This window comes from Gordonia sp. G4 (assembly GCF_057770005.1).
Genome location: NZ_CM173442.1, coordinates 2,247,816 through 2,270,353, shown reverse-complemented (window position 1 = coordinate 2,270,353; position 22,538 = coordinate 2,247,816). Strand labels below are relative to the sequence as shown.

Annotated in this window: 19 protein-coding genes and 1 pseudogene; 8 read left to right on the top strand and 12 right to left on the bottom strand. The window is 66.0% G+C overall.

What is annotated here, in order from left to right:
- Position 1: 1 nt before the first annotated feature.
- The 4 genes from AC3B5T_RS10085 to AC3B5T_RS10070 form a co-directional block, all read right to left on the bottom strand.
- Positions 2-1,084 (bottom strand): MlaD family protein, encoded by a 1,083-nt coding sequence (locus tag AC3B5T_RS10085; protein WP_488358567.1) that lies wholly within the window; start codon positions 1,082-1,084, stop codon positions 2-4.
- 1 nt (position 1,085) lies between these two features.
- Positions 1,086-1,949: an MlaE family ABC transporter permease gene (locus AC3B5T_RS10080; protein WP_035718004.1), complete on the bottom strand. Its 864-nt coding sequence runs from the start codon at positions 1,947-1,949 to the stop codon at positions 1,086-1,088.
- A gap of 4 nt (positions 1,950-1,953) precedes the next feature.
- Positions 1,954-2,814 (bottom strand): ABC transporter permease, encoded by an 861-nt coding sequence (locus tag AC3B5T_RS10075; protein WP_488358566.1) that lies wholly within the window; start codon positions 2,812-2,814, stop codon positions 1,954-1,956.
- A 423-nt stretch (positions 2,815-3,237) separates the two neighbouring features.
- Positions 3,238-4,629, bottom strand: coding sequence for an aldehyde dehydrogenase family protein (locus tag AC3B5T_RS10070; protein WP_488358565.1), 1,392 nt, complete (start codon positions 4,627-4,629; stop codon positions 3,238-3,240).
- 172 nt (positions 4,630-4,801) lie between these two features.
- Here AC3B5T_RS10070 and AC3B5T_RS10065 point away from each other — a divergent pair, with 172 nt between their 5' ends.
- The gene (locus AC3B5T_RS10065) at positions 4,802-5,602 is read left to right on the top strand and encodes an enoyl-CoA hydratase-related protein (protein WP_044507574.1); all 801 of its coding nucleotides are present in this window, start codon (positions 4,802-4,804) and stop codon (positions 5,600-5,602) included.
- Positions 5,603-5,671: 69 nt separating this feature from the next.
- Here AC3B5T_RS10065 and AC3B5T_RS10060 read toward each other — a convergent pair whose 3' ends face one another.
- The 3 genes from AC3B5T_RS10060 to AC3B5T_RS10050 form a co-directional block, all read right to left on the bottom strand.
- The gene (locus AC3B5T_RS10060; protein ID WP_488358564.1) at positions 5,672-6,967 is read right to left on the bottom strand and encodes a TetR/AcrR family transcriptional regulator; all 1,296 of its coding nucleotides are present in this window, start codon (positions 6,965-6,967) and stop codon (positions 5,672-5,674) included.
- A 49-nt stretch (positions 6,968-7,016) separates the two neighbouring features.
- Complete coding sequence (locus AC3B5T_RS10055; protein ID WP_488358563.1) at positions 7,017-7,838, bottom strand: alpha/beta fold hydrolase; 822 nt, start codon at positions 7,836-7,838, stop codon at positions 7,017-7,019.
- A 143-nt stretch (positions 7,839-7,981) separates the two neighbouring features.
- A complete protein-coding gene (locus tag AC3B5T_RS10050; RefSeq protein WP_488358562.1) occupies positions 7,982-8,707 on the bottom strand; it encodes a nitroreductase in 726 nt (241 codons plus the stop codon).
- A 158-nt stretch (positions 8,708-8,865) separates the two neighbouring features.
- Between AC3B5T_RS10050 and AC3B5T_RS10045 the strand changes: the two genes are divergently transcribed.
- A complete protein-coding gene (locus AC3B5T_RS10045; RefSeq protein ID WP_014925252.1) occupies positions 8,866-10,188 on the top strand; it encodes an oxygenase MpaB family protein in 1,323 nt (440 codons plus the stop codon).
- A complete protein-coding gene (locus tag AC3B5T_RS10040) occupies positions 10,185-11,342 on the top strand; it encodes a CaiB/BaiF CoA transferase family protein (protein WP_010844059.1) in 1,158 nt (385 codons plus the stop codon). Before AC3B5T_RS10045 ends, AC3B5T_RS10040 begins: the two co-directional genes overlap by 4 nt.
- Before the next feature lie 55 nt (positions 11,343-11,397).
- Here AC3B5T_RS10040 and AC3B5T_RS10035 read toward each other — a convergent pair whose 3' ends face one another.
- Together AC3B5T_RS10035 and AC3B5T_RS10030 are read right to left on the bottom strand one after the other, a co-directional pair.
- A complete protein-coding gene (locus AC3B5T_RS10035) occupies positions 11,398-12,537 on the bottom strand; it encodes an acyl-CoA dehydrogenase family protein (protein WP_010844058.1) in 1,140 nt (379 codons plus the stop codon).
- Positions 12,538-12,559: 22 nt separating this feature from the next.
- Positions 12,560-13,729: an acyl-CoA dehydrogenase family protein gene (locus AC3B5T_RS10030; RefSeq protein WP_035717998.1), complete on the bottom strand. Its 1,170-nt coding sequence runs from the start codon at positions 13,727-13,729 to the stop codon at positions 12,560-12,562.
- A 185-nt stretch (positions 13,730-13,914) separates the two neighbouring features.
- Between AC3B5T_RS10030 and AC3B5T_RS10025 the strand changes: the two genes are divergently transcribed.
- Genes AC3B5T_RS10025 through AC3B5T_RS10015 form a run of 3 tightly spaced genes read left to right on the top strand, consistent with a single transcriptional unit; the run spans position 13,915 to position 18,207 of the window.
- Positions 13,915-15,936, top strand: coding sequence for a flavin-containing monooxygenase (locus tag AC3B5T_RS10025; RefSeq protein WP_010844056.1), 2,022 nt, complete (start codon positions 13,915-13,917; stop codon positions 15,934-15,936).
- Positions 15,937-15,982: 46 nt separating this feature from the next.
- Entirely contained in the window at positions 15,983-17,827 is a 1,845-nt protein-coding gene (locus AC3B5T_RS10020) for an AMP-dependent synthetase/ligase (protein ID WP_010844055.1), read from the top strand.
- A gap of 32 nt (positions 17,828-17,859) precedes the next feature.
- Positions 17,860-18,207 carry a hypothetical protein gene (locus tag AC3B5T_RS10015; protein ID WP_010844054.1) on the top strand — a complete coding sequence of 116 codons (348 nt, stop codon included), beginning with the start codon at positions 17,860-17,862 and terminating at the stop codon, positions 18,205-18,207.
- A 44-nt stretch (positions 18,208-18,251) separates the two neighbouring features.
- Here AC3B5T_RS10015 and AC3B5T_RS10010 read toward each other — a convergent pair.
- The 3 genes and pseudogenes from AC3B5T_RS10010 to AC3B5T_RS10000 all read right to left on the bottom strand — a co-directional run bounded on the left by AC3B5T_RS10010 (position 18,252) and on the right by AC3B5T_RS10000 (position 20,232).
- Positions 18,252-18,587: pseudogene (locus tag AC3B5T_RS10010) on the bottom strand (SDR family NAD(P)-dependent oxidoreductase).
- A gap of 37 nt (positions 18,588-18,624) precedes the next feature.
- Positions 18,625-18,819, bottom strand: a complete 195-nt coding sequence (locus tag AC3B5T_RS10005; RefSeq protein ID WP_010844053.1) for a ferredoxin — start codon at positions 18,817-18,819, stop codon at positions 18,625-18,627.
- 93 nt (positions 18,820-18,912) lie between these two features.
- A complete protein-coding gene (locus tag AC3B5T_RS10000; RefSeq protein WP_010844052.1) occupies positions 18,913-20,232 on the bottom strand; it encodes an oxygenase MpaB family protein in 1,320 nt (439 codons plus the stop codon).
- A 170-nt stretch (positions 20,233-20,402) separates the two neighbouring features.
- Between AC3B5T_RS10000 and AC3B5T_RS09995 the strand changes: the two genes are divergently transcribed.
- Positions 20,403-21,212 (top strand): SDR family oxidoreductase, encoded by an 810-nt coding sequence (locus AC3B5T_RS09995; RefSeq protein ID WP_488358561.1) that lies wholly within the window; start codon positions 20,403-20,405, stop codon positions 21,210-21,212.
- Positions 21,213-21,275: 63 nt separating this feature from the next.
- On the top strand, positions 21,276-22,520 hold the full coding sequence (locus tag AC3B5T_RS09990) for a TetR/AcrR family transcriptional regulator (protein ID WP_055476518.1): 1,245 nt from the start codon (positions 21,276-21,278) through the stop codon (positions 22,518-22,520).
- Positions 22,521-22,538: the final 18 nt, after the last annotated feature.

Genomic DNA, 22,538 nt, shown 5'->3' with positions numbered 1-22,538 from the left:
CTCAGTTACCTCCTGCACGTGGGCCGGCTGCACGCATCTTCTCCAGCGGACCCGAGACTGCGGGGACACTGTCGAGCAGGAGGCGCAGTTGCAGCGTCTTGCTCGCGTCGTCGCCTCTGAAACTGTTGCGCAACTGTTCGATTGCCTTTCGTGTCTTCGCCATCGACGCGCCGCCGCCGATCATCTGCGGCACCGGGTCGATCAGGTACTTGAAGGACGTGACCAGGGGCGTCAGATCCGTCGCATGCGACGCGAGGAGCGTTCCGGCCGCGCCGAACAACCCACCGGAGGCCACGTTCAGTGATCGGTTCATCAGGTCGTGATAGGCCTCGTCGACGCCGCGCGACCCGTCCGGCATCTTGTTGAAGACGCTCTCGGTGATCGCGTAGAGACTCTTCATGGCCTCCCGGTTGAATCCCGGGAACGCCTCGGCGAGGTCGTTCATCTCGCGCAGCAGCGTGCTGGGCATGTGCCGCTGGGTTCGGGCCACCTTGTCCGTGAAGATGATCGCGGTCTCGATCAGCGGCGAGAGACCGTCGGCGTACCGCATCACCTCGTCGAGGCTGTCGATCATGTCCCGCGTCAGGGTCCCGTCCACGACGATCGAACTCCGCTCGATCATGGTCGACATCGTGAAGTCTGGCGCCGCGGAACGGCGGACGGTCTGCCCGTCGGAGAGTTGCGCCCCGCCCGGCATCGCGATCAGGTTCACCGCGGTGACGCCGAAGTAGTTCTGCGGCCGGTAGTCGACCTCGAACGAATCGGTGAGGCTCTCCGCGGCCTGGGCATCGAGCACCACATCGACGTGTACGACGTCGGGATCGGTGGAGTCGATGGCCGTGACTTCACCGACCTCCGCGCCGCGCAACAGAATTCGGCTTCCGGTGTCCACGCCGGGTCCGAGGGCGGGCAACACGAGGTGCAGGTCGGTGCCCTTGGGCGCGGTGGCCCGGGGGTACACCACAGCGAACACCGTGACGATGACCACGAGCACCGCGACCGCGGCGATGCCGGCGTACACGAGAGTCCGGGTCTGGCCTCGAGCATCCCCGCGGATGAAGTCCTGACTGCTGTAAGACGACACATCAACCCCTGAACGGAAGGACCGGATTGAGGCCCCAGATGGCCACGGTCATGAGGAAATTGAGAACAACGATGGCAACGAGACTCGCGCGGATCGCCCGTCCGGACGCAGCCCCGACACCCGCCGGTCCACCGGAGGCGAAATACCCGTAGTAGCAGTGGATGATGGTGATGACCGCGCAGAAGATGAGTGCCTTGGCGACCGACGCCAACAAGTCGGGTATCGACACGAACTGGGCGAAGTAGTGGTCGTAGGTCCCCTCGGGTTGTTCGTGGAAGAGCTTCACGATCAGCCCACCTGTCAGGAAGCTGACGACCAGGGCCATGAGATAGCTGGGCAAGACCACGAGCATCCCGCCGATCAGCCGGGTCCCGACGACGAACGGGATGGCGCGCAGACCCATGGTCTCGGTGGCGTCGATCTCCTCGGAGATCCGCATGGCGCCGATCTCGGCGGTCATGCGGCAGCCCGCCTGAGCCGCGAACCCGATACCGGTGATGATCGGCGCGACGACACGGATGTTGCCGAACGAGTTGATGATCCCGGTGAGGGCGCCGAAGCCGAGCAGGTCGAACGCCATGAAGGCCATGATCGCCACGACCGACCCGACGGCGATCCCGAGGAAGAACATCAGGCTGACCACGCCACCGTCGACGATGATCGAACCGCTACCCCATGCCATGTCGTTCATGGTCTTCATCGTCTGCTTGCGGTAGTGCCGGATCGTCGTGGGCAGCAAGGCGAATGTCTTGCCCACGAACAGGACGATCTGGCCGAAGGTCGCGAACGCGGCGGTGAATCGATCGCTCACCGATCTGCCGACACGGGCCACGATGCTCGGTCGTGAGAGGGCTTCTGTCGTCATCGCGTCACGCCAATCGGGCCGGGAAGAACATGGCCTGCAGCTGACTGACCGCCATGTTCGTCATGAAGATGCACAGGACACTGAGGACAACCGAGGCGTTGACCGCGTTGGCGACACCCTTCGGGCCACCCTTCGCCTCCAGTCCCCGCAAGCTGGCGATCACCACGACGATGAACGCGAACAGGACCGACTTGAGCACGGAGAACATCAAGTCCGTCGGAGTCGCGAAGGTTCCGAAGGACTGCCAGAAGCTGGCCGGGACCACGTCGTTCACATTGGCCGAGATCGCCAGTCCGGCAGCGACACCCGACGCGATGATCATGACGCACAAGGCCGGGGCGATGGCGAGCATCGCCAGGAATCGGGGCACGATGAGCCGCTGGACCGGATTGACGCCGATGACCCGCATCGCCTCGATCTCCTCCCGGATGGACCGCGCGCCGAGGTCCGAGGCGATCGCCGATGCCGCGGCGCCGCTCATCAGGAGGCCGGCCGCCATGGGCGCGCCCTGGTTCACGACACCCAGGCCGGAGGCTGCTCCGGCGAGCGAGTTCGCGCCGACCTGGTCCATGACGCCACCGACCTGGACCGAGACCTCCGCGCCGATCGGGACCGCCATGAGCAGGGCCGGGAGTGCGGTGACCTTGAACAGCTTCCACATCTGATCGATCACCTCGGCGCCGGCCAGACGCATCGAGATCGCGTCGGTGATCGCGAAGCGGATCATCTCCATCGCCAGTCGCGCCGAGCGACCGATGGTCGCCAGACTGCGGGTGATCCGGTCGATCGCGCCGCCGCCCACCTTGCGGAGGGCCTCGGCCGATCTGATTCCCGGACTGCGCTCCCCCAGAGCACTGACAGTCATTTGGATCCTCTCGAATTCTCGCGGATACCGCGTCCGCCTCGGTTTTCTGCGCCACGACCGGCCGCCACCTGCCGGGCCGCGCGACGCTCGCGGTGCGCGCCACCGGGCTGAGGCGCGCGTGACATGTGGCCTAAAGCCTTTAGCTCAACTACTGTGATCCCCGCCACTTGCGATCGTTAAGAGGCTAGCAGACATAAGACGTATCTCGTCAAGTGTCAGCAGCTCTGCCATTCCGACCAACCCCGCCGACGCCCACGACCCGGCTTCGGCGTCGGACATACGACCAGTTCAGACCCCATGCGCAACCCAGACCCCCCGGAATCCGCACAGGAGCCGTGCCGGGCACGGCACCTGTGCGGACACACGGACAAATCCTCGCGTTCGCCCGCGGTCGATCACGCGATACCTAATCCTTGTAGTTCATCAGCCCATCAATCGCCGGAGGACCTTCTCCATGGAGCGTCCGTACGGCGGATAGGTGGCGGCGAGGTCCGGGCGGGCGGGTTTGCTCAGGACCGACTTCCGGTGACTGAATGTGTCGAACCCGTTCCTGCCGTGGTAGTTCCCCATACCCGATGCGCCGACTCCGCCGAACGGCAATTCCGGCACCAGCAGCTGATACAGCAGGTGGTTGACCACGACCGAACCGGACGACGTCTGCTCGACCACGAACTCCTCGACCGCCTTCGACTCGGTGAAGAGATAGAGCGCAAGGGGTTTGGGTCGCGCGTTGACGAACGCGGCCGCGGCGGCGACGTCGGGGACCGAGACGAGCGGCAGGATCGGACCGAAGATCTCTTCCTGCATCAGCTCCGAGCCGAGATCGGGGTCGGTGACCAGCGCCGGCTTGATGGTTCGCTTGGCATCGTCGATCTCGCCGCCGTACTGCTCACCACCGTGCGTGCCGAGAACGCGCCGCAGTCGGTCGACGTGACGCTGATTGACGATGCGGGTGGTGTCGTAGGCGGCGCGCAGCGGCAGCTCCTCGAGCAACCGCCCGACCAGCGCCGGCCGCACCGACTCCTCGACGAGGACATAGTCCGGGGCGGTGCACGTCTGGCCGGCGTTCACCGACTTCGCCCAGGCGATTCGACGCGCGGCGACGTCGAGGTCCGCATCCGCCGCGACGATCACGGGGCTCTTCCCGCCCAGCTCCAGCGTGACCGGGGTCAGATGGCGGGCACTCGCCTCCATGACAGCCCGGCCGACCGAGGTCGAGCCGGTGAAGAACGTGTGATCGAAGGGCTGAGCGGCGAGCGAGGCACTGACCTCCGCGTCACCGAGCACGACCGAAACGGCCTCGGTGTCCAGGTACCGCGGCAGCTGCTCGGACAGCAGCCGTGCGGTGGCGGCCGAGAGTTCGGACGGCTTGACCACCGCAGCGTTACCGGCGGCGAGCGCACTCACCAACGGGTGCAGGGTCAGCAGAAGGGGGAAGTTCCAGGCGCCGAGGATGAGCGCGACACCCTTCGGCTCCGAGACCACCCATGCCTTGCCCGGCGCGGTCGCCGCACTCATCCGGACCTTCTCGGGCTTCATCCAACGACCCAGATGCGCGAGGGTGTGCCGGATCTCGTGGCGGACCGGCGCGACGTCGGCCATGAAGGTCGCCATGTGCCCGCGCCCGAGATCGGCTTCGATCGCGGCCGCGATCGCCGGTTCGCACTCGTCGATGAACCGCAGCAGTCCCTCGAGCTGCGCGACCCGCCACGACAGCGGCCTCGTCCGACCGCTGTCGAATGCCCTGCGCGCCAGCGCCAGAGCCGCACCCGGCTCACTGCGCGCCTCGCTCGTCGATATCTCGGTAACGCTCATCGGTGATCGTCGCTTTCTACGTGCTTCGAGGACCTGGCCCTCAGCTGGATGTGCGGTGAGCGTACATAGTGTTCAGACGTGATGTCAATCACTCGGGCGGGCCCGAGTGGGACGATTGTCCCGTCCAGCATACAAATTGTCTGGATGCAACGTCTGGATTATGGTGACACGCATGATCGACTGGACCGTCACCTCGCACACCGAGACCCTCGAGACCGCGACGGGCGACGGGGTCGCTCGCCTGACGATGTCGCGGCCCGCCTCGCTCAACGCATTCGACGACGCGCTCCAGCGGGACTTCCTCGACGCCGTCGTCGCGGCCGCGGAGGACGACGCGGTGCGGTGTGTCCTGATCACCGGGCGAGGTCGCGCATTCTCCGCGGGCGCCGATCTCGCGCTCGATGAGATCGGTCCGCACGTCCGGTTGGCGCCGCGCACCGAGCGCGAGCTCACCCGGTTCTATAACCCGATCGTCCGCCGGCTGCGCGAGATGCCGAAACCCGTCATAGCAGCCGTGAACGGCGCGGCCGCGGGGGTCGGTTGCGCCGTGGCGGTCGCGTGCGACCACGTCGTCGGCGCACGGTCGTCGTCCTTCGCCCTGGCGTTCTCGAAAGTGGGACTGACCCTCGACGGCGGGGCATCACTCCTCGTCGGGGCTCGAGTCGGGTTCGGCCGCGCATCCCGGATGGCCCTGCTCGCAGAGCGAATCGACGCCGACACCGCGCTGGCATGGGGTTTGATCGACGCGGTGGTCGATGACGACGATCTGTCCGGCCACACCGAGGCCCTCGCCCGAGAACTCGCATCCGGGCCCACCGACGCCTACGCCGCGACCAAGGCCAGCCTGAACGTCGCATTCCTCCACCGCCTCGAGGATTCGTTCGAGTCGGAGATCGCAGGACAGACCGCACTGGTGGACGGAGACCATTTCCGCTCCGCGATCACGCGATTCGCATCGCGTCCGAGATCCTGAGCGCGCCCGCGCATCAGACTCTGCCGAGGTTCGGCGGCTTCGGACGATGTCAGCGGGTTCGGCTGTATCTCAACGGGTTCCGTAGATGGCCGCGTACATGAACCTGGCCACCATGTCGGTGACCGCGTCGATGTCGGTGAGATGCGCCTCGCCGGCCAGTGATCCCGCGATCGTGCGCTCGATGGTCCACAGGAGTGTGGCGGTGTACTCGCGTGCGGGAGGGCCGTCCGGCGCCAGTCCTCGTTCGCGATCGGTGAGAATGATCGACTCCAGAGTCGTCTCCATGGCATTCATCGCCGCGAGGTACTCGGCGCGCAGTTCGGGCAGGCGCGGCCATTCGTGGACGGCGTTCTTGATGACGGCGCCCGCGTAACCGTCGAGGTGCAGCCACTGCCCGACCTGCTCGAGGAGGGCAGACGGGTCCTGACGGTCGACGTCGGCGACCGCGGTCAACGCCGAGACGATGTCCTTGGCCGCCTCCCGGAACAGCACGACGAAGGCGTCTTCCTTGCTGCGGAAGTAGAAGTAGAACGACGCCCGAGAGGTGTTGGAGTGCTTCAGGATCTTGGCGACAGACAATTGCGCGAGCGTCTCGGTCAGCAGCAGTTCCCGCATGGCCTGGAGGATGTTCTGCGCCGTCTCGGTCTCGGCCGGCGCATCCTGGGCGGCAGGCAACAGCTCTCGCGCGGTGTCGACCGGACGTCCCGCCTTCTTCCGCTTCGCCCGGTGTGCCGTTCGGCCGCCGTAGATGGCCGCTTCGTTGATCGCACTCAGAGACGTGGTGACGCTCGCCGCGGCGGGGAGCCGGTCGTCCAGCCCACGCGTGCTGACGTAGAAGGCCCGTTCGGAACCGCCGACCAGCATCGCGGCGAGCATGTCGGCGGGGGCGCCATCCGGCGCACGACCCTCCGCTCGGAGGAACTTGATCTGTTCGGCGACCGCCGAGACGAACTGCTCGAACATCCGCTGCCAGGCAGCGGCGACCGCGGGCTTGCTGTGCATGTGCTCGATGACCGCACAGATGACCGCGCCGTGCCGCGACCACATCTCGAGCGTGTGCTCGAGACTCGAACCCATGCTGCGAGCCCGGTCTCGTCCGGGATCGGTGGACCATGGCGCGTCGTTCCCGTACGACTCGTCGAACACCTGTCCCAGAAGCGCCACCAGCACGTCGTACTTGTTGGCAAAGTAGTGATAGAAGTTGGCCCGGGAGAGTCCGGCCGTCTCCAGGATCTGCGCGACGGTCAGATCCTGGAGAGACGTGGAGGTCAGAAGCTCCTCCGTGGCCTTGAACACCGCGAGTTCCGCCGGGGAGCTTCCGTCGTAGTCACGGGGGCGCCGTCGCACGAAGGAACTCGAAGTCATCTCGCCATCATACTCGATGTCCGGACATGACGTCTGTCGCCACTCGGCGTCATCCGACCGGGGCCTGGACAGATCGGACCCCGCTCAGCAGCGCCGCGTCGAATTCGTCCGGACACTCCAGCATCGGATAGTGCCCGACATCGAACTCGACGAGAGTGCTGCCGAGCCGCTCACGCACCCATCGCGCACCGCGAACCGACAACGCGGGGTCCGCCGTACCGATGATCTGCGTGACCGGCACCGTGAGATCGTCCAGCAGACGCGTCTGCTCGGTGCACATGAGCGTTCGAAGCGCCGCGCGGCCGGCCCAGCTCGGTGTCTGCAGCGAGATGCGGTGCAACCAGTCGAGGACATGCCGGTCCGGCGAGCCCTTGAACGGGTCGCCGACGGCACGGCGCCGCAACGTGACCCGATCGGCGTGCTCCGCCGCGAGCAGGCTCTCGAGGGGGCCTTCCGGGGGTACGCCGAAGGGGAAGTCCTCGAACCGGGCCGCCGCGACTCCGTTGGTGGCCACCAGAACCAGGGAACGCGCCAGATCGGGACGTTCGCACGCCAGGCGAAGGGCGACCATTCCGCCGAGCGACCAGCCCACCAAAGCAGCGGGGCCGAGCCCGCACTGCTCGATGACCTCGGCGGCGTCGTGGGCGAGAGAGTCGATGTCGTAACCGTCCAGCGGAGCGTCCGAGTGTCCGTGGCCACGCAGATCCATGGCGACGGCCCGATGGCCGCTCTCGGCGAGCACTCGTATCTGCCGGTCCCACACCTCGCCGCTGAGAGACCAGCCGTGGATGAGCAGGACGCCTGGCCCGTCACCGAGTTCGCGCACACCGATCTCGACACCGTCACGCACTCGCACGTGTCGCAGTGTCATGAGACCGCGCCCATCGACTCGACGAGGCTCGTTCGGGTTGTCAACATGAAGTCATCTCCTGGTCGTGAACGGGCGCGGTCGCGCCCGGCAAGTGATCAGCACTGGGCTGTCTCCGTAAAGCACTGTCGCAGTGGCAGTGTGGGTCATCGATGAAAGGTCGCGACCTCGGACGTCGACTGACGACCGGTCCGGTAGGAGTTGACCGGCGCGTCGTCGTCGGGATAGCCGAACGAGATCCCGATGACCACATGCCGTCCGGGGTCGAGCCCGAGTTGCTCACGGATGACCGGCGCCTGCGCCGCCAGCGCCGCCTGCGGAATTGTCGCGATCCCCGCGGAGTGGGCCGCCAGGACGAAATTGCTCACGAACAGTCCACAGTCGACGGCGCCGTAGGGACCCAGCGCGGCCTCGGTCGTGACGATCGCGACGTGCGGCGCATCGAAGAAGTCGAAGTTGCGCAACATCTGTCGCGCCGACCCAGCCCGGTCGGACTTGTCGATCCCGAGGCTCGCATACAGCTGGAGTCCACTCTCGCGACGGCGCTCCTGATACACACCCTGATAGGACACCGGGAACTCGATGTCGGGATTCTGTGTCGGCCCTTCGGAAATGGCGGCCCGGAGGGCCTCCCGGAGACGGACGGTCGCCGCGCCACTCACGATGTCGACGTGCCAGGGCTGGGTGTTGCACCAGGACGGCGTCATCCGGGCCACGTCGAGCACCCGGTCGATCTCTTCCCGGGGCACGTCCTCCGACCGGAAAGCGCGACAGCTCCACCGCGACGACAACAGCTGACGCAACGTCTCATACGACGACGAATCCACGGACGACACCGACCCTTCGCCGGCCTGCGCGGACAACTGTGACATCTGAACTCCTCGATCCGTTGGGGCCGCCGCATCGACGGCGGCGAGGCCGACGGGCGACCATACAGGGAGTGTAGACATAGTGTTCAGTACGGTCTACCCTGTGCTGTAACGGCGATCACATGCGGTCGACGTTCCGAGTCGAATTCATAGGAGGCGCGATGACCATCACCGAGCCACATACGGAGAAGATGTCATTTCGTGGCGACCTCGACGTGCCGCCCGGGTTGCCCCGCGGCATCGATCTGGGACGAATTGCCAACAAGGACAGAGCAATCGCGATGTACGGGCGTGATCTGGTCGAGAAGCTGACCGATCACGCCCTCCTCGCCGACGACTATGCCTACGCGGCGATGCTCGATTTCAAGGACAAGTCGAACAATTCGACCTGGCGCACGTTCGACCAGGCGCTCGACCACGGGATCGACGCCATCGACGACCCCAGTCCGGGTCTCGTCGCGCTCTTCGATCAACTCGACCACATCCCCGAATGGGTGGATTTCGATCAGCTCTACCGGGGCGCGGTCGCGTTCTGGCGGGCCGGGCCCATCGTCCCGCCCGTCCTCGCCTGGGGTGCGATCGCCGGCGGGTTCTCGATGTACAGCGCCACGCGTCCCGTGCTGTTCAGCGGACGCCTCCGCGAGCAGGACAAGGTCGGCACTCGACTCATCGAGAGTTTCCGGTACGTGGTGGCCGCGTACACCCCGGGCGGGATGCAGCGATTCGAGGAGGGGTTCCGGCTCACCGCGAAGGTCCGGATGATCCATGCCGCGGTCCGGCACAGTCTGGGACGATCCGACCACTGGGACTGGGCCGGATGGGGCATCCCGATCAACAACCTCGACAGCATGGTCACCCAGGCCGGACAGTTCGGCGTCAAGTTCACCGACGCGGTCCAGTCGTCGGGGATCCGTTACAGCGACCGCGAACTCGAGGACATCTTCGCCCTCAGCCGCTATGTCGGCTATGTCATCGGTGTCCCCGAGGACATCCTGCACACGGACTACGAGGACGCCCGCCGCAAGACCGACCTGCACACCCTCATCGAGTTGCCGCCCGACGAGCTCTGCCACGATGTCGTGCATTCGATCATCGAATACAGCGTGGAGAATCCCCCCGGGGACGTCGAGGTGCTACCCGGCCCCGTGGCGAAGTTCATGACCAACGAGCGCAGGCTCAAGCTCGCCTACGGACTGTTGCACTCGTGGATTCCCCCGCATGTGATGGACGCACTCGGCGTGGAGAAGACCGGGTGGAGGCACATCCTGCCCACCATCAGTCCGCTGGTGTCCCTTGCCGATCGAGTCGGCCGGATTCTGCCGCACGACGACGAGAAGGCCGCCTTCACGATGCTGCGTCAGTTCAACGACGCCATCAAGCTGCCCGATGGCGCGAGCAAGGAGATGGCGGTGGCCAACCCGGACGAGGTCCACGCCGACATCGCCGCGAACAAGGGCGGCATGCCGGTGGTCGTGAAGCAGTGAGCGAGTCACCGACCCCGCCCCTGGCCGGCACGCGCATCATCGAGCTCGCGGGCATCGGACCGGGTCCGTTCGCGGCGATGATGCTGGCGGACATGGGTGCCGAGGTCATCACCGTCGACCGTCCCGGGGGAAACCCGTGGGCGGTCGGCGGGCACGGCATCCTGTTCCGCAGTCGTAGGCACATCGCGGTCGACCTCAAGACCGAAGCGGGTACCGATGTCGTCCGCCGCCTGTGCGCCGACGCCGACGGACTCATCGAGACGTTCCGGCCCGGTGTCGCCGAGCGTCTCGGCGTGGGACCGCAAGACTGCCAACGGGTCAATCCAGACCTCGTGTACGGGCGTATGACCGGGTGGGGACAGTCCGGCCCGATGGCCCAGCTCCCCGGACACGACATCAACTACATCGCCCTCACCGGGGCACTGCATCAGATCGGCCGGAAGGGGGAACCCCCGGTTCCCCCGCTGAATCTGGTGGGTGATTTCGGCGGCGGCGGGACCTTCCTCGCATTCGGCATGCTCGCCGGAATACTCTCCGCGCGAGCCGGTCACGGAGGACGGGTCGTCGATGCGGCGATGATCGACGGCGCCTCGGCGCTGATGGCCATGTTCCACTCCTATCGCGCCGAGGACTCCTTCGTCGAGGACAGGGGTGCGAACCTCCTCGACACCGGCGCCTTCTTCTACGACGTCTACCGAACCCGAGATGACAAGTGGGTCAGTATCGGTGCGATCGAGAACCAGTTCTGGCTGGAGCTGTGCGATGTCCTCGGACTGCCGGAGGTGATGCGACACGACCACCTCGACCCGGAACGGTGGGACGACTACCGCATCGTGCTGCAGAAGCGGGTCGCGGAATACGACCGCGCGGAACTGGACTCCGCGTTCGCCGGGCGGAACACCTGCTACGCGCCGGTCCTGACGATGTCCGAGGCCATCGAACATCCGCATCATCAGGCGCGCAACACCTTTGTGACCGTGGACGACGTCGTCCAGCCCGCACCCGCTCCGCGCTTCGACGGTCAACCGCCCACGGTTCCCCGTCCGCGACGCGCGCCGGGGGCCGACACGCGCGACGTGCTGCTCGCTGCCGGGTATTCCGAGACCCGGATCGAGTCCTTGCTCGCCGACGGCGTGGTCGACTCCACCCCATGATCTCGGTGGTTGCCCGGTCGACCCCCCTTCCCGGGCAACCACCGATTCACTTCCTCTACAGGCCCAGCGATCGACCGACGATCTCGCGCATGATCTCGTTGGTGCCGCCGTAGATTCGCTGCACACGTGCGTCGCGCCAGCGTCGCGCGACGTCGTACTCCTCCATGTACCCGTACCCGCCGTGCATCTGCAGGCAGGTGTCGAGAGCGGAGAATTCGAGTTCGGTGGTCCAGAACTTCGCGCCCGCCGCTTCTGCCGCGGTCAGTTCGCCGGCATTCTGTGCCTCGATACACCGGTCGACGAACACGCGCGCGATCGACACCTGAGTGGTGAGTTCCGCGAGGGTGAACCGATTTGCCTGGAAGCTGCCGATGGGTTGTCCGAAAGCCTTGCGCTCCTTCGCATAGGCGACCGCGGTCTCGACGGCGTGCTCGGCCTGTGCGACGGCCACCACCGCCATGGACAACCGCTCCTGGGCGAGGTTGCGCATCATGTAGTGCAGCCCCTTGCCCGGTTCGCCGAGAACGTCTGCGTCGGAGACCAGTACGTCCTCGAAGAAGAGTTCGGCTGTGTCCTGGGCTTTGCGCCCGATCTTCTCCAGCTTCCGGCCGCGTTCGAATCCGTCTTGGTCGGCGGAGACCACGAAGAGACCGAAACCTCCACCGTCGTCCTCCGGTATCCGTGCCGCCACGATGATCAGGTCGGCCTGGATGCCGCGGGTGATGAAGGTCTTGGACCCGCTCAGGCTCCAACCGCCCTCTCTGCGAACGGCGGTCGACTTGATGGCACGCAGGTCCGAGCCCGTACCCGGCTCCGACATGGCGATCGCGATCGCCGTGTCGCCGCTCACGATGCCCGGCAGCCACCGCTCCTGCTGCTCCGGAGAGGCGATGTCGAGGAAGTAGGGCAACACGATGTCGTTGGTCAGCGAGAAGCCGTCGCCGACGGTTCCGGTGCGGACCACCTCCTCGTTCAGGACGGCGTTGAACCGGAAGTCCCGCAAGCCGGCGCCGCCGTACTCCTCGGGTGCCGCGAAGCCGACCAGGCCCTGATTCGCTGCCGCGGTCCAGAAGTCGCGCCCGACCTCGCCGGCCGCTTCCCACTTTGCCGTGTGCGGTACGGCCTCCTTGAGCAGGAACGCCCGGACCGTGTCGCGGAACTGCTCGTGTTCGGTGTCGAAAATGGTTCGTTTCATGGTGATGTTCTCCTCGGAGTCCTCAGCGGAAGAGGGACTTGCCGATGATCTCCTTCATGATCTCGTTGGCGCCGCCGTAGATCCGCTGAACGCGGGCGTCCACATAGGCTTTCGCGATGGGGTACTCGGCCATGAAGCCGTAGCCGCCGAACATCTGCAGGCACCGGTCGGCGACCCGTCCCTGGACCTCGGTCGCCGCGAGTTTGGCCATCGCCGCTCGGTCCGCGGTCAGATCGCCGGTCGTGTGCTGTGACAGGCAGTCGTCGACGAAGGCACGGACGACCTCGGTCTGCACATACGCGTCGGCCAGAGTGAACCGGGTGTTCTGGTTGGCCGACAGCGGTTTCCCGAAGGCGGTCCGCGTGGACACGTATTCCCGCGCGAGCTCGATCGCCCGGCCTGCCGCAGCCGTACTGGCGACCGCGATCGTCAGCCGTTCCTGGGGCAGGTTCGTGACCAGGGCACGGAATCCGGCTCCTCGTTCACCGAGCAGGTTCTCCTTCGGGATCCGTGCGTCGTCGAAGAACAGCTCCGCGGTGTCCTGTGCGTGCATGCCGATCTTGTCCAGGTTGCGACCCCGCCGGAAACCGGGCGTATCGCGCTCGACGACCAGAAGCGACAGACCGCCGTGACGGTCACCGTCGTTCTCGGTCCGTGCGGCGACGATGATCAGGTCGGCGTTGATGCCGTTGGAGATGAAGGTCTTCGATCCGTTCAGCACGTAGTGGTCGCCGTCGAGGGTTGCCGTGGTGGAGATGCCGGCGAGGTCCGACCCGGTCCCCGGCTCGGTCATCGCGATGGCCGCGATGAGTTCCCCGGAAACCAGACCCGGCAGCCACCGCTTCTTCTGCTCCGACTCGGCGTAACGCTCGAAGTAGGGCACGCAGATGTCGTTGTGCAGATTGATCCCGAACGACATCACGCCGGCGTCGGCGACCTCTTCGGCGATGATCGCGTTGAACCTGAAGTCGTCGGTGCCGCCACCCCCGAACTCCTCGTCGACCGACATGCCGAGGAAGCCGTGCGAGCCGGCTCGCGTGAAGAGCTCGCGCGGGATGAGTCCCTCTCGTTCCCATCCCTCGTAGCCGGGTACGACCTCCGCGTCGAGGAACCGACGAAAGCTGTCGCGGAATGCTTCGTGCTCGGGTTCGTACACCGAACGCGCGGCGGGACGATTCACAGTGGAAGTCATTGGTGAGTGATCCTGTCTGTCGATCTGGCGAGACGATGGGTTGTCCGCAGAGAAGCCGCGAAAAATGCTGCGCAGCTGAGTCTTCCGGTCCCCGATAGTGCGCGGTGGAATCAGTCCCGGGTGCGACGGAGTCGGCCCGGAATTGTGATTGACACCACGTCTGAACAGATTGTATGGTCTAGCGTATGCCTGAGTCCAGTTCCCCCCGTCTCGTCCCCGACTGGAGCGACGCTCCCGAGGGTGCGTTCCGTCCGGACGCCGACTTCACCGACGACCAGGTCGCCGAAGCACTCGAGGGGGCGAACCTGCCCATCCTGCTGGGGTCGCTGGCACTGCTGACCGGTGACGACCGCTGGATCGAGGACCCGTTCCTGCCGACCGCCCCGCCCGATCTCGGCGACCATGACACCGGCGGATTCGAGGCCGAACTCGCGTCCCGCATCCGGCGCGAGGCGGCGGCGGTTCTCCGCTCGTGGCGCGACGGTGATCTCGAGGTCGCCGCCCCGCCGGCGCCCGAACGCCTGTCGCGCATCCTGTCGGTGATGCTCGCCGAGAGCTTGCCGGACGACTACGGACAGCTGCTGGGCGAGGAGATGGGCCTCTACCCACGCCATTCCGAACCCGCGAATACGCCGCCCCAGGACTTCCGGGTCGCCATCGTCGGGGCGGGGATCTCCGGACTCGCGATGGCGATCCGTCTGCAGCAGGCGGGAATCGACTACGTCCTCATCGACAAGAACGACGACGTGGGCGGTACCTGGCACGAAAACGTTTACCCGGGTTGCGGAGTCGACACGCCGAGCTATCTCTACGCACTGTCCTTCGACCAGAATCCGGACTGGTCCAGCTACTTCGCACCACAGAACGAACTCGCCGCATACTGGCGGGCACTGGCCGAGCGCCACGGCGTCCTCTCCCGCACGAGGTTCGCAACGGTCGTCGATCACGCCGAGTTCGACTCCACCGCGTCCCGCTGGACGCTCGACCTGCGCTCGACGGTCACCGGTGACGTCGAGACCCTCAGCGCCACAGCCGTCGTCAGCGCGGTCGGGCTCCTGAACCAGCCGAGCATCCCCGACCTGCCGGGCCTGTCGGACTTCCACGGGCCGGTACTGCACACCGCGCAGTGGGACCCGGCCGTCGACCTCCGGGGCAAGCGCGTCGCCGTCGTCGGCACGGGTGCGAGCGCCATGCAGTTCGTTCCGGCCGCCGCGGAGGAGGCAGCGGAAGTACGGGTCTTCCAGCGGACGCCGCAATGGGCGATGCCGCACCCACTCAAGGGTCGGGCAGTCGGCGAGACCGCCCACTGGCTCAACAAGCACGTACCGTTCTATTTGGCCTGGTACCGGGCGCGGTTGTTCTGGCGCATGGGCGACAAGGTCTGGCGGCTTCTGCAGGTGGATCGCGACTACCCGCATCTCGGGCGCGCGATCAACAAGGGAAATGACCGGCTCCGCGCCATGCTGACCGCGTACATCGAGAGCGAATTGGCCGGTCGCCCAGATCTTCTCGAGAAGAGCCTGCCTGACTACCCGCCGTACGGGAAGCGCCTGCTCATCGACGCCGGCTGGTTCCGGACGATCCGCCGCGACAACGTCGATCTGGTCACCACCGGGATCGACACCGTCACCGCGAGCGGGGTCCGCACCGAGGACGGGGCTGATTTCGACGCCGATGTACTGGTCCTCGCAACGGGATTCAAATCGGTGGACGTCCTCGGATCGATCACGGTCCGGGGCCGGAACGGGCAGACCCTCCGGGAGGCCTGGGGCGCCGACGACGGGCGGGCGCACCTCGGCATCACCGTGCCGGGCTTCCCCAACTTCTTCTGCCTGTACGGACCCAACACCAACACCGGCCACGGCGGAACCGTCATCGCCGGAACCGAGATGCAGATCCAATACGTGACGGCGCTGCTCAGCGCGATGGTCGACGAGGGATTGGAGACCGTCGAGGTCCGGCCCGAGGCGTTCGACGCCTACAACCGCGAGCTCGACGACGCACTCGAGGACACGGTGTGGCACTTCGGTGGCACCACGACGTACTACCGCAACGCGCGGGGCCGCATCGTCACCAACAGCCCGTGGCGGTACGTCGATTACTGGCGCCGGGTCCACGAGCCCGATCTGTCCGAGTACGTCACGACCCGCGCCGAGGCCACGGCGCACCAGCCGTCCTCCGACGGTGCCGAACAGCTCACCCACTGAGTCCAGTCACTCTTCCGTTTCCCCATCGCAATCGAGGCAGAACACGATGACCCAAGCACCCCAAGCCCCATCCGCACCCGTTGCCGCCCCGGGGATCTCGGCGACCACTCTGGTCGAGGCGTTTCAGGCGACGGCCGCAAGCCGGCGCGACCTGCCTGCCCTGATCGCCTTCGGCGAGGACCGGTGCCTCACCTGGTCGGAATACCGCACGGCGGTAGAGGACGTCGCGAGCGGACTCGCCGCCATCGGCGTCGGGCGCGGTGACACGGTGGCGATCATGCTGCCGAACAGTCCCGAATTCCACATCGTCGACATGGCGGTGCTGCACCTCGGCGCGACCCCGTTCTCGATCTACCTCACCTCCGCGCCGGACCAGATCAGCTACCTGTTCGACAACGCCGGCAACTCCGTCGTCGTCGCCGATCCCGCCTTCCTCGGAGTCCTCCAGCGCACTGCGGCGCCCGCCGTCAAGCACATCGTGATCACGGGTCCCGCCGACGAATCCACGGTGCACGACAACGGTCCCGCCACCATCACCTCACTCGACGATCTTCGTGACCGGCGTACGGCGGACTTCGATTTCGAGAAGACCTGGCGTTCGGTCGGTGCGAGCGACCTGGCCACGCTGATCTACACCTCCGGCACCACCGGAGATCCCAAGGGCGTCGAACTCACCCACGCCAACCTGATGTTCGTGATGTACACGTGCAACCTCCGGTTCCCGTTCGTCGCAGAGGGAGCCGCCATCAGCTACCTGCCCACCGCGCATGCCGCCGACCGGGTCTTCTCCCACTATCTGGCGACGGTCACGGGCTGGCCCATCACGACCGTCCGCGACGCGACGACCGTGTTCGCCGCAGTGGCGCAGGCGCGTCCCACCTGGTTCCTGGGTGTTCCACGGATCTGGGAGAAACTCCGCGCGGGTCTCATGGCGCGGTTCGCGGCGCTGCCGGACGGACAACGTGAAGCGACGTCGGACGCGGTGGACGCTGCGACCCGTCTCGTCCAGATCCAGCAGCGCCGGGAGCCGGTCCCCGCAGACCTCGAAGATGCGGTGGGTGCCGCGGACGAACGCGTCTTCGCCGGCCTGCGGGCCCAGCTCGGCCTGGACCGTGTCGAGCTGCTCATGACGGGCGCAGCGCCGATCGCACCTGCGGTACACGAGTTCTTTCTCGCACTCGGACTGCCGCTGCAAGAGGGTTTCGGGATGTCGGAGACCGGCGCGCTCGGGTTCACCAACATCCCCACCGACATCCGTGTGGGCAAAGTCGGCCTGGCACAACCGGGAACGGAAGCCAAGCTCGCCGACGACGGCGAACTCCTGCTGCGCGGCCCGCACGTCATGCGCGGCTACCGCAAGGCCCCCGAGAAGACCGCAGAAGCGATCGACGAGTTCGGCTGGCTCCACACCGGTGACATCGCCCAGATCGACGACGAGGGCTGGGTCACCATCGTCGACCGCAAGAAGGAACTCATCATCAACGCGGCCGGCAAGAACATGTCACCGGTCAACATCGAGAGCAAACTGAAGAGCGCCTCGCCGCTCATCGGTCAAGCGTGCGTGGTCGGTGACCGTCGTCCGTACAACGTGGCCCTCCTCGTGCTCGACCCCGATGCGGCACGCACTTTCGCCGCTTCGCACGGACTTGCCGACACATCGTCGGCAGACCTCGTCGAGAACGCGTCCCTGCGCACCGAGATCGACGAGGCGGTCGCACGGGCCAACGCGCAGCTCTCGCGCGTCGAGCAGATCAAGCAGTATCGCCTGCTCGCCGACGAGTGGCTGCCCGATTCGGAAGAACTCACCCCTACGATGAAACTCAAGCGACGCGGCGTCGCCACGAAGTACGCAGACATCATCGACGACATCTATTCATCCTCGGCCCGCTGATCTCGCGGCACTCGATGATCTGGAACAGCCCCATGAGAATTCGCGTCGAACCCAATACCGTCCGCGTCCACGAGCGAGCAGACCTGCGGACGCTGTCGGTCAGCACCACGCTGGACGGCACAGAGACCTCGGAGCAGTTGCGTCGACGAGGGATCGGCTATGTCGACGGCGACTCCGCACACATCAACTCGATGTGGCTGCAGTCCCTGGGCGAGGACCGACGATGGCACGACGACCTCCGCGAACTGTTCTCGTTCGCGGAATGCCATGGGTGGTTCGACGGTGTCTACCTCCGGGCACGGCTGGAGACCACGCCGGTTCCGGACGTCAGGCCGGTACCTCGGTTCAGGCCGCGGTCGCGCGCCGACGCGTCTCGGTGACCCGACGAACGGACTCGTCGCCGGGTCACCGGGAAGAGCGGAATCTACTGCGCTGTCAGACCCGCGTCGATGACGTGCTCCATACCGCTGATGTATGACGAGTCATCGGAGGCCAGGAAGAGGACCAGTTTGGACACCTCTTAGGGTTCGGCCATCCGCCGGAGGGGAATCGACGGAACGATTCCGCCGCCATCGGCACCGCTCGCGGCCGCCATCATCGGGGTCTTGATATAGCCGGGATGGACCGAGTTCACCCGGATGTTGTCGGGACCGTATTGCACGGCAACATGTTTGGTCATCCCGCGCGAGGCGAACTTGCTGCCCACGTAGGCGACATTCGGGGACCCGACGATGGATACCATGCCCGCGGTCGAGGAGATGTTGTCCTCTTCACTGAGTTCCAGGGTGGGCGCGACCTCAACCCTCGACTCGGAGCGCTCGCATCGGGCAGTCGTCGACCGCCTCCTCGATCTGTTGGCGGTAGGCCTCGAGAGGTCCGGGTGGGTCGAGCAGATGCACCTTGCCGTCGTCACCCACCTCGAACACCTCGGACGCGGCGGCTTCACACGCACCCAGCCCGAAACAGGCCGGTAGGTCGATGGTCACCTTCATGTCGGATACCTCGGTACTTCGGGACGGGACGGTTACGGACGAACCCCGAGCAGGTGGTGCGGGGTCCTGGGACTCCCCGCACCACCAGGCTCGTCAGCCCGCCGATCGCATCGATGCCTTCGGGACCTTGCCCTTGTTGGCTGCGATGTCTTTCGTCAGCGTGTCCGGGTCGGCGACTTCGGCAGACTTCCCGCCCTCCGGCGTGGCGATCGCCGTGGTGAACTGCCTGAGGGTCTTGAAGGCCTTCGCCTCGTCGTCGTGAGGCAGCTTTCGCGCCACCCGGTCAAAGGCCTTGACCAGCGGGCGAACTGTCGGCAGCGCGAAACGCCACGGGGTGCGTTCCACGTCGAGCATCTCGCTGACGTAGTCGGGCTGCCAGTTCCGGATCAGCGCCCACGCCAGATGCCGCCGCCGCTCGGTGGTCATGAACGCGGCCACCGGTCCGGGCAGGATCTCCACGTCACCCGGCGGCTTCTCGGTGCTGTACTCGATGATCGTCTTGACCACGTCTCGGCAGAGGTCGTCGGCCGGCAGCTCGATGAGCTTGTGGAAGTTCACCTTCATCCGGGCGTCGTCGGGGTTTGTGTGCAGCACGGCCTCGGGCACCCCGATCACCCAACCCACATACCGGCACAACGCGAAGATGTCCTCTTCTTCCCGATCGCTGATGCTGATCCCCGAGGCGCGGACACCGTCGACGAACTGCGTGCCGAACTGTCCCGCCTGGGTGTTCATCGAATCGAGGTTGCTGATCGGCAGTCCCCAACTGGGCCAATCCCAATGCGGAGAATGGCTCAGCGTGTGCCGCACCGCCGCGTGGATCATGCGCACCTTGGCGGTCAGGCGAAAACCGTCCTGATCACGGCGCATGCCGCCGGGGGTGTGCGCGGCGACGACGTAGCGGAAGCTCTCGGTCAGTCTGCCACCGACGGCCGACTCATCCTTCAGACGGCCGCTGAACAGAACCGGCCGCGTCGAGCTGTACATCGAAAAGCCGGCTCCGATGGACGAATACGTCAGGACCATGCCGGCCACCGAGCCGACTCGCCAGTATGCGACGGCACCCCGATACAGCTGGTCGAAGTCCACCCAGTCCGGGATGTGGTCGAGCTGTTCGAACAATCCGACCAGGCCGTCCGAGGGATCGTCGAGCGAATCGATGCCGTGGTCGAGGGCCTGCTCGAACATCTTCCAGGACGCGTTCTTCGACTTGTCCTTGAAATCCAGGAATGCGCGGTAGGCGTGATCGTCGCCGAGGAGGGCATGATCGGTCATGCGCTCCACGTAGTCACGGCCGTACTTCATCACGGCTTCCTGTCGATTGTTGATGCGTCCGAGGTCGATGCCGCGGGGCAATCCCTCGGGCACATCGAGCGAACCCTCGCGTATCTGCGGAATGAGTTGAGCGGTCACGATATTCCTCCTTGCGGTTCTTGCGGCTGAGGCCCGGGAGCCGGGTTTGCGCGGCCTGGTCTGGACTATGACCTCGCACTGGTTGCGACGCTAGTTGTGCTCCAAAACACAGTCAACGTGTCCGAACACGGTGTATGGTCGGCCGTACACCGACCGTTCGAGGAGCACCCATGACCCGGAATTCGCCATACCCACTGTTCGACATCACCGGCGCCCGAGCGCTCGTGACCGGCGGAACGAGCGGAATCGGGCTGATGATCGCCGAGGGCTTCGCCGCAGCCGGCGCACGCGTCATCGTGTCATCACGCAAGCAGGCCGGCGTCGATGCCGCGGTGGCGCGGTTGTCGGAGTCGGGTTCGGCCACGGGGATCGTCGGCGACGTCTCCGATCCCGGATCTGCGCGCGCACTGGCCACGCAGGTGCTGGCCGAGGACGAACGACTCGACATCGTCGTGAACAACGCGGGCGTGACCTGGGGTGCTCCTCTTGAGGAGTTCCCCGACGCGGGATGGGACAAGGTGATGCACACCAACCTCGAAGGCGTCTTCCACCTCACCGTCGCACTGCTCCCCGGACTACGCAGTGCCGCACGTGAATCCGGTCGCGCCACGATCATCAACATCGGCTCGACCGATGGGATCAACGTGCCGGAGATGGACAGCTTCAGCTATGGGGCGAGCAAGGCGGGCCTCCATCACCTCACCAGGCATCTGGCGAAAAAGCTTGCCACCGAATCGATCACCGTCAACGCGATTGCACCGGGTCCGTTCGAGAGCCGGATGATGCGGTTCGTCACCGAGAATCCCGAGGCGCTCGACAGGGTGGTCGAAGGAATCCCCTTGGGCCGCCTCGGCGAACCCGACGACATCGCGGCTCTCAGCATCTTCCTCGCCAGCGCCGCCGGGAAGTACATGACGGGTTCGGTGATCCCCCTAGACGGCGGGATAGTCGGATGCGGCAGTTCGGCGAAGCTGAGTTGAGCGGTGCGGGTCGCTCGCGGGTCGGCGCGAGGTCGTAGAGAGCCGAGGCCATCGGACGCAACCGTGGCCTCGTTCTTCTCCGCGACGGAGGACTTGTTGGCGCACAAGTCGTTCGAGGACGTGACGATAGCCGACATCATCTCCGGGACACCGCATTCCCGGTCGGCCTTCTATCACCACTTCGCCGGGAAGTACGACGTCCTGGTCGCCCTCGCCGAGCTCGTGCTCGCCGAGTCCTACGACGGCCCGCAACTGTGGGATACCGCGCCGGGTCGCGCCCGGTCACACGGAATGCGGGCGAGCATCGCGCCCACGCTGAACATGTGGGCGACACACGGCGGGGTCATCGGTGCGGTCGTCGAGCACATGCACTCCAACCCGGACGTCGAGACGGTGTGGCGCCCCACGTTCGACCGGTTCGTCACGGGGGTCGCAGAGCAGATCCGACACGAACGCGATTGCGGTCGCGCGCCCGATGGCGCACCGGCGGAGATGATCGCCACCGTGCTCGTCTGTGGCATCGAACGCGTCATGTACGTCTGCACACGCCGACTCGATCCGCATCTCCCGGCCCTCTCGTCCGCGGTCGACGCGGTGCACTGGCTCACCCGCTCGGTCCTGCGACCCCCGGACCCGACAGACGGCGCGACCGCGGATCGCATCACAACGCCCACGGTGGAGCGACCCGGGTGGGCCCGGCCAGAGGCCGAGCAGCCCGCCGCCGCGGAGGCCGACACGAGGTCGACCGCGATCCTGGACTCGCTCCGCGAATTGTTGCTGGAACTTCCTCTCGACAAGCTCAGCGTCGCGCGAATCGTGCAGCGGGCGGGTCTGTCCCGGTCGACGTTCTACTTCTATTTCGACAACAAGAACGCGGTGTTCGCCGAACTCTACCGAGAGGTGGCCGCCTCGACGGTCGAACGACTCAAGGCACTCGACACCATCGACCGTGCCGACAGATCCGCTGTTCGTACGGTGCTGCGGGAGTGGCTACGGATAGATGCCCAGACCACGTCGGTGATGACGAGCGCGCTGCTCGAGTGGCCCAGGCGGCCCGAACTCCGCGAGGTCTACCGGGAGGGGATCTCACAGATGGCCGACTATCTGGCGCACACGATCACCACTGATCGGCGATCCGGGATCGCCGTCGCCGGCCCGCCGGCCGACGAACTCGCCGCCGTGATCCTGTGGACCATCGAGAGATCGATCGCGGGCGCACTGGCCGGTGACGACAACCTCACCGACCTGGACCAGGTCACCGACTTTCTCGGAGAGTTGCTGACCACAGCTGTATACGGACGACCCTGAATCCCAGAGAAAGGCTCA